Origin of the sequence: Tabrizicola sp. (assembly GCF_041911175.1) — a bacterium.
Taxonomy (GTDB): domain Bacteria; phylum Pseudomonadota; class Alphaproteobacteria; order Rhodobacterales; family Rhodobacteraceae; genus Tabrizicola.
Genome location: NZ_JAYRPN010000013.1, coordinates 1 through 9,705 on the forward strand (window position 1 = coordinate 1; position 9,705 = coordinate 9,705).

General features: G+C 67.6%; 9 protein-coding genes and 1 riboswitch. Of the genes, 2 read left to right on the top strand and 7 right to left on the bottom strand.

Annotated elements, in window-relative coordinates:
- On the bottom strand, positions 1-405 hold a 405-nt coding region (locus tag ACE3P6_RS01250), incomplete at its 3' end, for an AzlC family ABC transporter permease (protein ID WP_374391157.1).
- Positions 406-530: 125 nt separating this feature from the next.
- Here ACE3P6_RS01250 and ACE3P6_RS01255 point away from each other — a divergent pair.
- Positions 531-1,187 (top strand): hypothetical protein, encoded by a 657-nt coding sequence (locus ACE3P6_RS01255; RefSeq protein ID WP_374391158.1) that lies wholly within the window; start codon positions 531-533, stop codon positions 1,185-1,187.
- On the opposite strand, the gene ACE3P6_RS01260 is transcribed toward ACE3P6_RS01255, so the two are convergent.
- Positions 1,184-1,669: a flavin reductase family protein gene (locus ACE3P6_RS01260; protein ID WP_374391159.1), complete on the bottom strand. Its 486-nt coding sequence runs from the start codon at positions 1,667-1,669 to the stop codon at positions 1,184-1,186. The genes ACE3P6_RS01255 and ACE3P6_RS01260 overlap by 4 nt on opposite strands.
- Complete coding sequence (locus ACE3P6_RS01265; RefSeq protein ID WP_374391160.1) at positions 1,669-2,760, bottom strand: LLM class flavin-dependent oxidoreductase; 1,092 nt, start codon at positions 2,758-2,760, stop codon at positions 1,669-1,671. The genes ACE3P6_RS01260 and ACE3P6_RS01265 overlap by 1 nt, the downstream gene beginning before the upstream one ends.
- 128 nt (positions 2,761-2,888) lie before the next feature.
- On the opposite strand from ACE3P6_RS01265, the gene ACE3P6_RS01270 reads away from it, so the two are divergent.
- The gene (locus tag ACE3P6_RS01270) at positions 2,889-3,434 is read left to right on the top strand and encodes a winged helix DNA-binding protein (protein WP_374391161.1); all 546 of its coding nucleotides are present in this window, start codon (positions 2,889-2,891) and stop codon (positions 3,432-3,434) included.
- An 83-nt stretch (positions 3,435-3,517) separates the two neighbouring features.
- On the opposite strand, the gene gcvP is transcribed toward ACE3P6_RS01270, so the two are convergent.
- From gcvP to ACE3P6_RS01290, 4 genes are all read right to left on the bottom strand, one after another.
- Positions 3,518-6,379 (bottom strand): aminomethyl-transferring glycine dehydrogenase, encoded by a 2,862-nt coding sequence (gcvP, locus tag ACE3P6_RS01275; RefSeq protein WP_374391162.1) that lies wholly within the window; start codon positions 6,377-6,379, stop codon positions 3,518-3,520.
- A 97-nt stretch (positions 6,380-6,476) separates the two neighbouring features.
- On the bottom strand, positions 6,477-6,836 hold the full coding sequence (gene gcvH, locus ACE3P6_RS01280) for a glycine cleavage system protein GcvH (protein ID WP_374391163.1): 360 nt from the start codon (positions 6,834-6,836) through the stop codon (positions 6,477-6,479).
- A gap of 12 nt (positions 6,837-6,848) precedes the next feature.
- Positions 6,849-7,970: a glycine cleavage system aminomethyltransferase GcvT gene (gene gcvT, locus ACE3P6_RS01285; protein WP_374391164.1), complete on the bottom strand. Its 1,122-nt coding sequence runs from the start codon at positions 7,968-7,970 to the stop codon at positions 6,849-6,851.
- Between the two features lie 157 nt (positions 7,971-8,127).
- Positions 8,128-8,228, bottom strand: a riboswitch (glycine riboswitch).
- A 75-nt stretch (positions 8,229-8,303) separates the two neighbouring features.
- On the bottom strand, positions 8,304-9,632 hold the full coding sequence (locus tag ACE3P6_RS01290; protein WP_374391165.1) for an MATE family efflux transporter: 1,329 nt from the start codon (positions 9,630-9,632) through the stop codon (positions 8,304-8,306).
- Positions 9,633-9,705: the final 73 nt, after the last annotated feature.

A 9,705-nucleotide genomic window follows, 5' to 3' on the forward strand; every position in this document is an offset into this window, starting at 1 on the left:
GCCGAGGCCGAACATGTAGGGCTCGGAGAACCTTTGCCCCCGCGCCAGCGCGCCCAGGGCCTGGCCGAAGACCTCGTCCGTCAGGCCCCAGGCCCAGCCCCAGGCGTGGCGTCGCGTCGCGCCCTCGCCCGCCTCGCGCATGAGCGCGGGGCCGTAGAGCACATGGCGCAGGTTCATCGCGATCAGGGTGAAGGCCGCGACCAGCACCGGCGCACCCGACGACAGAAGCGCCAGCGCAAGGAACTGCGAGGCCCCGGCGTAGATGATCAGCGAGAGGGCAAAGGCCTCCAGCCCGGTGAAGCCCGCTTGCGTCGCGGCGACGCCGAAGGAGAAGGCAATGGGGAAATAGCCCATCACGATGGGCAGGCTGGCGGCGAGGCCGTCAAGGAAGGGCGGGCGGGTCATCCGCGCCAGCGCTACCTTGGCCGGGCCGCCCGGTCAATGCCGCGTCATTGTTGCGGAAAGCCTGACTTGCGCGATGCGCCCGGCGCCTGCATTCTGATCGGTGAAACCTGCTCAGGAACCGCACCATGCGCTCGCTTGCCCTTGCCGCCGCCCTTGCCCTTGCGCCGACGCTTGCCCTAGCCCAATCGACGGAAATCCCCGGGTCGGAATTCGAGGCCGGCAACTGGATCGGCGGGGCCTATACCGACGATCGCGGCGCGTTCTCCTACTGCTACATCACCGTCAGCTACCAGAACGGGCAGGACCTGTGGATCGGGCTTTACCCCAACGACACGCTGTCGATCCTGCTGCGGCAGCCCGACGTGAAGTTCCAGCCCGGCCAGAAGTTCGAGCTTTGGGTGATGATGGAAACCGGCATCCCCGCCATCGGCAACGGCGAGGCCTGGGACGCGGACTATGGCGGCATCACCTATGACGGCATCCAGGCCACGGTGGATTTCCTGAACAGCGGGCGCTACCTGCGGATGCTGGGCATGGGCATCGACGACGGGTTCGACGTGGACGGCATCGGCCCCGCGCTTGTGCAGGCGCAGGATTGCCTGTCCCGGCAAGGCGGCGGCGGCGGCAAGGTGCTGGGCACGACGCCGACGCCCGGCGTGAAAGCTCCGCCCAAGGTGCCGGATCTGACCAAGCCGAAGACCAGCGGCGTCGGCTCGGGCGGCGGGCTTGGCACAAGGCCCGGCGGAGCGCTTGGCACGCCCGCGCCGAAGCCGCAGCCCTAAGCGGGGTCCAGCGCCCGGAAGGCCCCGTTCCAGTAGACCAGCCCCCCGGCGCCGGGGGTGGTGCGGACCGCCTGCACCCGCCCGATCAGGATCGAATGGCTGTCGCGTTCGATCATCTCCTCCACCGTGCAGTCGAAGGCCGCAGGCGCCCCGACCAGAAGCCGCGCGCCGGTGACGGCGGTTTCCCACTCCGCCCCCTCGTAGCGCGCTGCGCCCTTCACGCCGCCGAAGCCCGAGAAGCGCTCCGCCACCGCCTGATGCGCCCGGCCCAGCGAGGACCAGCCGATGCGGCCATAGCGTTGCAAGAGCCCGTGGCTCGACGCGCTGCGGTTGACGACTGCCAAGAGCAGCGGCGGATCGGCCGAGGGCGAGATCACCGAGGTGACGACCAGGCCCGAAGCCTCGTCGTCCTCGCCCACGGTGATCACGCTGCAGTTGCCGACGAAGGCCTTGGTCGCCTCGCGGAAGCTTTTCGCGTCCACTAGCGGATGCCCGCTGCCTGAAGCTTCGGCAGCACGGTGTCGCGGAAGTAGGGGAACTCCTCGACATAGTCGACGAAGGACAGCGTCGTGCCCGAGAAGCCGGTGGCGTGCAGCCGCAGGATGCCCTCGGCCACCTGGTCCGGCGTGCCGATCAGCGGATAGCCGCCATGCCCCAGCGCGAAGAGGTGCTTGATCTGCGCCAGAAGGTCATGCGGGAAGCTGTGGGCATGGGCGAACTGCAGCCGCACCAGATTGTCCACTGCATCGGTATCGGCGTTCTGCACGGCGGTGTAGTCGGCGAAGGCCTTGGCCTCGGCCTCGGTCGGGCGGCAGATGACGTGAGAGAAGGTCAGCACCTTCACGTCGCGGCCCTTGGCGGCGGCCTGCGCCTTGAGGTCCGTGATCTCGCCCTTCGAGCGGTCGAGGTCGATGGCCGGGGTGAACAGGAAATTCGCGTTGTCGGTCGCGAAGCCGCGCCCCTGCGGGCTGCCCGCCGCGTTGATGATCGGGACCGAACCGCGGATCGGCTTCGGGTCACCCTTCACCCGCTTGGCCTTGAAATAGGTGCCGTCCCAGTCGAAATGTTCGTCCGAAGTCCAGAGCTTGCGGACAAGGTCGAACCATTCCTGTGCATAGGCGTAGCGGGTTTCGTGGTCGTCCGGCAGGGTCAGGCCCAGCGCCTCGTATTCCGGCTTGTTCCAGCCCGCGACGATGTTCAGCCCCGCCCGCCCGTGGCCGATCTGGTCGATGGTGGCGATCTGCTTGGCCACCACGACCGGGTGGTTCGCGGCGGTGTGGATGGTGGCGAAGACCGCGATGTTCTTCGTCGCGGCCAGAAGGCCCGCAGCCCAGGTCATCGTCTCCAGCACGCCGCCGTGAAAATCGGTTTCACCGCCATAGCCGATCCAGCGCGCGATCGGCAGCATGAAGTCGATCCCGGCCTCGTCCAGCATCTTGGCCAGCTTCAGGTTGTTGTCCCAGCTGTTGACCCAGCGTTCGGGCACCTTGGTGGGCGTCATCCCCGAGGAGCAGTTGGTCGAGAAAGTGCCCAAGCGGAAACGGTCGCCCGAGAGCATCGGGTGGTGTGGCATGTCGGTGATCCCTGTTGCGGTTTTGGTGATATTTTATGTTTGAAAGTCTATCGTAAATTCCATTTGCGTCAACCGTCAGGTGCGGCAAAACTTCGCAGGCTGGCAGGGTGCTGCGGAGGGCGGGGAAAATGGTTCAAACTCAAAACGATGCGGGCGAAACCCCCGGCCTCGACCTGCGCTGGCACCTGGCGGAAAGCGCGGTCGAGGTCGACACGACGGAACTGGAATTCGCGCTGATGCGGACTTTCGAGGGATTCGGGCGCTGGCAGTCGGAATGCCTGGCCTCGGTCTGCGACCTGGCGGCGACCGGGCCGGAGAACGCGCTTCTGCACATCATCCGCATGAACGACCGCCCGAAGACGATCAAGGACCTTGCCCGGCTGACCAACCGCGACGACGTGCCGAACATCCAGTATTCTCTGCGCAAGCTGATCGGCGCCGGGCTGGTGCTGCGCAAGGGGGCGGGGCGGTCGGGCGTGACCTATGTGGTGACCGAGGAAGGCCGCCGCGTGACCGACGACTACGGCGCGCTCAGGCGGCGGCTGTTGTTGCAGGCGGTGGCGAATGTGCCGGGTTTCAGCGACCGTCTGGCCGAGGCGACGCGGACGCTGAACCTCTTGACCGGCATCTACGAGGAAATCTCGCGCGTGGCGGCGACGCACCGGCGGGGGTAGCTGACCCGACAGGCGGCAAGCAGCCCAAGAATTTTCTAGAAAATTCTTGGGCTTATACCGTCAGACGGGCTTCGGAGCGGCGCCTATTCCGCCGCTTCCATGTAGCTTTCGACCGGCGGGCAGGTGCAGATCAGGTGGCGGTCGCCGTAGACGTTGTCCACGCGCCCGACCGGCGGCCAGTATTTGTCGACCTTGAACGCCCCCGGCGGGAAGCACCCGGCCTCGCGGCTGTACCTCCGGTTCCACTCGCCCACCAGCGCCGCAACGGTATGGGGCGCGTGGCGCAGCGGCGAGTCCTCGGAGGAAATCTCGCCGCGTTCCACCGCCGCAATCTCCTCGCGGATCGCCAGAAGGGCGGTGATGAAACGGTCGATCTCGGCCTTGGTCTCGGACTCCGTCGGCTCCACCATCAGCGTCCCCGCCACCGGCCAGCTCATCGTCGGCGCGTGGAACCCGTTGTCGATCAACCGCTTGGCGATGTCGTCGACCGTCACCCCCGCCTCGGCGAAGGGGCGGGTGTCGAGGATGCACTCATGCGCGACCCGGCCCTTGTTGCCCATGAAGAGGATCGGGTAATGCGGCGACAGCCGTGCCGCGATGTAGTTCGCGTTCAGGATCGCCACCCGCGTCGCCTGGGTCAGGCCCGGCCCGCCCATCATCAGGCAATAGGCCCAGCTGATCAGCAGGATCGACGCGCTGCCATAGGGCGCCGCCGACACCGTGCCCTCGTCCGTGCTCTTCAGACCGACCGCAGCCGAAGTCTCCGGGTGCCCCGGCAGATGCGGCGCCAGATGCGCCTTGACGCCGATCGGCCCCATGCCAGGGCCCCCGCCGCCATGCGGGATGGCGAAGGTCTTGTGCAGGTTCAGGTGGCTCACGTCGCCGCCGATCTCGCCGGGTTTCACCAGCCCGACGAGGGCATTCATGTTGGCCCCGTCGATATAGACCTGCCCGCCGTGGTCATGGGTGATCTTGCAGATCGTCTTCACGGTTTCCTCGAAGACGCCATGCGTCGAGGGGTAGGTGATCATGCAGGCCGCCAGCCTGTCGCCCGCCGCTTCGGCCTTGGCGCGGAAGTCCTCGACATCCACGTCGCCGTTCGGGGCAGACTTGACGACGACCACCTCCATCCCCGCCATCTGCGCCGAGGCCGGGTTGGTGCCGTGGGCGGAGGTCGGGATCAGGCAGATCTTGCGGCCATGATCCCCCCGCGCATGGTGATAGGCGAGGATGGTCAGAAGCCCCGCATATTCCCCCTGCGCACCCGAGTTCGGCTGCATCGAGAAGGCGTCATAGCCGGTGATCTCGCACAGCTTCTGCGACAGATCGTCAATGGCTTCGTGATAGCCCGCCGCCTGATCGCGCGGGGCGAAGGGGTGCAGCGAGCCGAACTCCGGCCAGGTGATCGGCATCATCTCCGCCGCTGCGTTCAGCTTCATCGTGCAGGAGCCGAGCGGGATCATCGCCCGGTCAAGCGCCAGGTCGCGGTCCGACAGGCGCCGCATGTAGCGCATCATTTCCGACTCGGCCCGGTTCATGTGGAAGACCGGATGGGTCAGGTAGTCACTCGTGCGCAACATCTCCTCGGGGAAGCCCAGCGTCGCGCGGTGCGGCGGCACGCCCTCGATCCCGAAGGCGCGCAAGACCTTGATCAGCACCCGCTCGTCCGTCGTCTCGTCCAGACTGATCCCCACCCGGTCAAGGCCGATCTTGCGGAAGTTCAGGCCTTCATTGCGGGCGGCGGCAAGGATACCGGCCTGCCCGACGCCGACCTCCACCGTGATCGTGTCGAAGAACGCCCGGGGATCGACCTTCGCCCCCGCCGCCTTCAAGGCGCGGGCCAGCCGCTGGGTCAGGAAATGCACCCGTTCGGCAATCGCGCGCAGGCCCTTCGGCCCGTGGAAGACCGCATACATCGACGCCATCACCGCCAGCAAAGCCTGCGCCGTGCAGACGTTGGAGGTGGCCTTCTCGCGCCGGATATGCTGCTCGCGGGTCTGCAGCGACAGCCGGTAGGCCATGCCGCCCTGCGCGTCGATGGAGACGCCGACGATCCGCCCCGGCATCTGCCGCTTGTGCGCGTCCTTCACTGCCATGAAGGCCGCATGCGGCCCGCCATAGCCCATCGGCACCCCGAAGCGCTGCGCCGAGCCGACGGCGATGTCCGCCCCCATCGCGCCCGGCTCTTTCAGCATGCACAAAGCCAGAAGGTCCGTCGCCATGATCGCGATGGCCCCCGAGGCGTGCAGCGTGGCGATGCGGACGGTGAAGTCGACGACATGGCCGTAGCTGGAGGGATACTGGAAGATCGCCCCGAACACCTTGGTCGGGTCGAGGTTGCGCACGTCGTCCTCGATGATCTCGATCCCCAGCGGCATGGCCCGGGTGCGGATCACCGCGATGGTCTGCGGATGGCAGAAGCGGTCGACGAAAAAGGCTTTCGCCTTCGACTTCGCCACCCGTTCCGCCATCGTCATCGCTTCCGCCGCCGCCGTCGCCTCGTCCAGCAGGGACGCATTGGCCACGTCCAGCCCGGTCAGGTCGCAGATCATGGTCTGGAAGTTCAGCAGCGCCTCCAGCCGCCCCTGCGCGATCTCGGGCTGGTAGGGGGTATAGGCGGTATACCAGGCCGGGTTCTCCAGAATGTTCCGCTGGATCGCCGGGGGCGTCACCGTGCCGTAATAGCCCTGCCCGATCAGCGAGGTCATCACCCGGTTCTTCGCGCCGACCTCCTTCATCTTCGCCAGAAGCTCATGCTCGGCCAGGGGCGCCCAGCCCAGCGGCTCGGATTGCCGGATCGAGGTCGGCACGGTCTGGTCGATCAGCTCGTCCAGCGACCGCACGCCGGTCGCGGCCAGCATCTCCTCCATCTCCACCGGAGAGGGGCCGATGTGGCGGCGGTTGGCGAAATCATAGGGGTTGTAGTCGGTCGGGGTGAAACTCATGTCCTCATTCGGGCCGCATCCCGACCCGCTCCCATTCATCTTTGCCCAAATATCCCGGGGGGTCCGGGGGGCTGGCCCCCCGGCGCCTGCCCAGGGCTCAGCCGATCAGGTCGTTGTATTCGTCCTCGTCCATGAACTGGTCCAGCACGGACAGGTCATCGACCTTCAGCTTGAAGAACCAGGCGGCGCCCGTCGGGTCCTCGTTCACCAGACCCGGGTTGTCGACCAGCTTCTCGTTGACTGCGACGATCTCGCCGTCGATCGGCGCCAGGATGTCCGAGGCCGCCTTGACGCTTTCGATCACGCAGACCTCGTCGCCCCCGGCCACCTGGGTCTCGACCTCTGGCAGCTCCACGAAGACCACGTCCCCGAGCTGGGTCGCCGCATGTTCGGTGATGCCGACGACGACCAGATCGCCCTCGACGCGCAGCCATTCATGTTCCTTGGTGTATTTCATCGTCTTGGCCTCTTAGCGCTTGTAAGTGGTGGGTTGGAAGGGAAGCTCGGACACGGTCACGGGCAGGCGCTTGCCGCGCACCTCGCCCGTCAACTTCGTACCAATCGTAGCATGGGCGCGGGCGACATAGCCCATCGCGATGGGCGCGTTGACCGAAGGCCCGAACCCGCCCGAGGTGACGCGCCCGACCGGCGTGCCGTCCTCGGCGAACAGTTCCACGCCTTCCCGCATCGGCGCCCGGCCTTCGGGGCGCAGGCCCACGCGCAGCCGCTCCGGCCCCTCGGCCAGCTCCTTCAGGATACGCGCCGCGCCGGGGAAACCGCCTTCACGCGCGCCCCCGGCCTTGCGGGCCTTCTGGATCGCCCAGGTCAGATTGGCCTCGACGGGTGAAGTCGTCGTGTCGATGTCATGGCCGTAAAGGCAAAGCCCCGCCTCCAGCCGCAAGCTATCCCGCGCGCCAAGCCCGATTGGCGCCACACCCGGCTGCGCCAGAAGCTTCCGCGCGAACCCTTCGGCCTCGGCCTCGGGCACCGAAACCTCGAACCCGTCCTCGCCGGTATAGCCCGACCGCGAGACCCAGATGTCCCCGATCACCCGGTGATCCATGAACCGCATCTCTGCGACGCCCGGCACGACCGCCTCCAGCGCCGCCTCTGCCCCCGGCCCCTGCAGCGCCAGGAGCGCGCGGTCGGTCACCGGCTCCACCGAAACCCCCGGCATCCCGGCGGTCATATGGGCGATGTCCGCCGCCTTGCAGGCCGCGTTCACCACGACATACAGGTGATCGCCGCGGTTGGTGAACATCAGGTCGTCAAGGATGCCGCCCGCATCATTGGTGAACAGGCCATAGCGCTGCCGCCCCTCGGCCAGACCCAGCACATCGACCGGCATCAGCGCCTCGAAGGCCAGCTTCAGAGCGTCCATGCTGCCCCTTGGCCGCAGGATCACCTGGCCCATGTGGCTGACGTCGAACAGCCCCGCCGCCGTGCGCGTGTGCAGGTGTTCCTTCAGCACCCCGTCCGGGTACTGGACCGGCATCAGGTAGCCCGCGAAGGGCACCATCTTGCCGCCAAGCGCTTCATGCAGGGCTTCAAGCCCCAGATGCAACAGTTCCGGTTCCTCAAGGTCGGACATATCCGCCCCTCCCCTACTCGCCGGAAAACGCACCGGCACCGCCCCGGCGGGCCAATCCCCGCCGCTCGATGCCCCCTCTGTCCCTGCGCCTTGCGGCACGCCTGAGATCGTTATCCCTTCGGCGTCCCGCATCACGCGGGAACTCTCCAGAGTCTCTTCGTCAGCTACGGTCCCTTGCGCCTGAGAGTTTACCGGGGCGGTTGCTCCTTCGGCACCTTTGGGCTGTTACGGCCCGCCGGATTCTCCCGAACCTGACGCGCCTTGCCTAGCGCAAAGCCCCCGGTCCGGGCAAGAGGAAAACGGAATACGACGGTATGCCGCAGGGCAACGACATCACGCCGTGCGGCGCAGGATCACCCGCCAGGCCAGCCAGATCGCCACGAGGCCAAAGACCACGCCCCCCGCCGCCTGCCCGATCAGCACCCCCGCCGCGCCCGCCCATTGCGCGCCAAGCGCGGCGAAGGGCACCGTCCCCAGCGTATGCCGCGCCCAGTTGATCACCGTCGACTGATAGGCCGCGCCAAGGTTGTTGCAGGTGGCATTGGCGACAAAGATCAGCCCGTTGAAGAAGAAGAGCAGCGACAAGGGCCCGCAGAACAGGAACAGCAGCTCCCGCGTCGCGCCCGTCGCATGGAAGAGGTCGGCCAGCGGCCCGCGCAGCACGAACAGCACCGCCGAAACCGTGGTGATGACCAGCGCGGTGAAGACCACCGCCTCGCGGAAGGTCCGCCGCACCCGCGCCATCTGCCCGGCGCCAAGGTTCTGGCCGATGATCGGCCCCACCGCCCCGGCCAGCGCGAAGATCATCGCGAAGGCCACCGGCGTCAGCCGCCCGGCAATCGCCATGCCCGCGACCGCTTCCTCGCCATAACCCGCGACCATCCGCGTCACGATGGCCTGCCCGACCGGCGTCGCCATCTGGGTCAGGATCGCCGGGCCCGAGATCGCGAACAGCGGCCCGAGCCCGCTCGCCAGCGCCTCCCGCGACAGCGGCGCAAAGCCCCCGATCCGCCGCCAGACCGGCATCAGCGCCATCGTCGCCATCACGATGCGCGACCCGGCCCCGGCCACCGCCGCGCCTTCCAGCTTCCAGCCCGCCCAGAGGATCAGCACCGGGTCCAGCGCGGCCAGCGCCACCGCGCCCCAGACCGTCACCATCATCGCCCGCCGCGCCTCGCCGTAAGACCGCAGGATCGCCGAGCCGACGATGCCGAGGATGAGGAGCGGCTGGCTCAGCGTATAGACCTGCAGGAACTGCAGCGTCTCGTCCGCCGTGCGCCCGGTCGCCCCCAGTGCCGGCACGATCCAGGGCAGCAGCACCAGCACCAGCGCGGCAAAGCCGGTGCCGAAGATCAGGCTCAGCACCAGACCGACCGTCGCCCGCTCGCGCGCCAGCGCCGGATCGCGCGCGCCCACCGCCTGGGCCACCAGCGCCGAGACGCCGATGGAAAGCCCGATGCCGAAGGCCGTGGTGAAGAACATCACCGCCCCGGCATAGCCGGTCGCCGCCGTCAGCACCGGGTCCTTCAGCCAGGAGATGTAGACCATGTTGATCAGGTCGACGATGAAGATCGCCATCAGCCCGACCGAGCCGGACAGCGCCATCACCGCCACATGACGGAAGAGGTTGCCCTCGACGAACCTCGCCTGCGGCACGACCACGCCAAAGCCCTGTCACATTGGCCCAAATATCCTCGGGGGGTCCGGGGGGCGAAGCGCCCCCGGCGGCCACCCA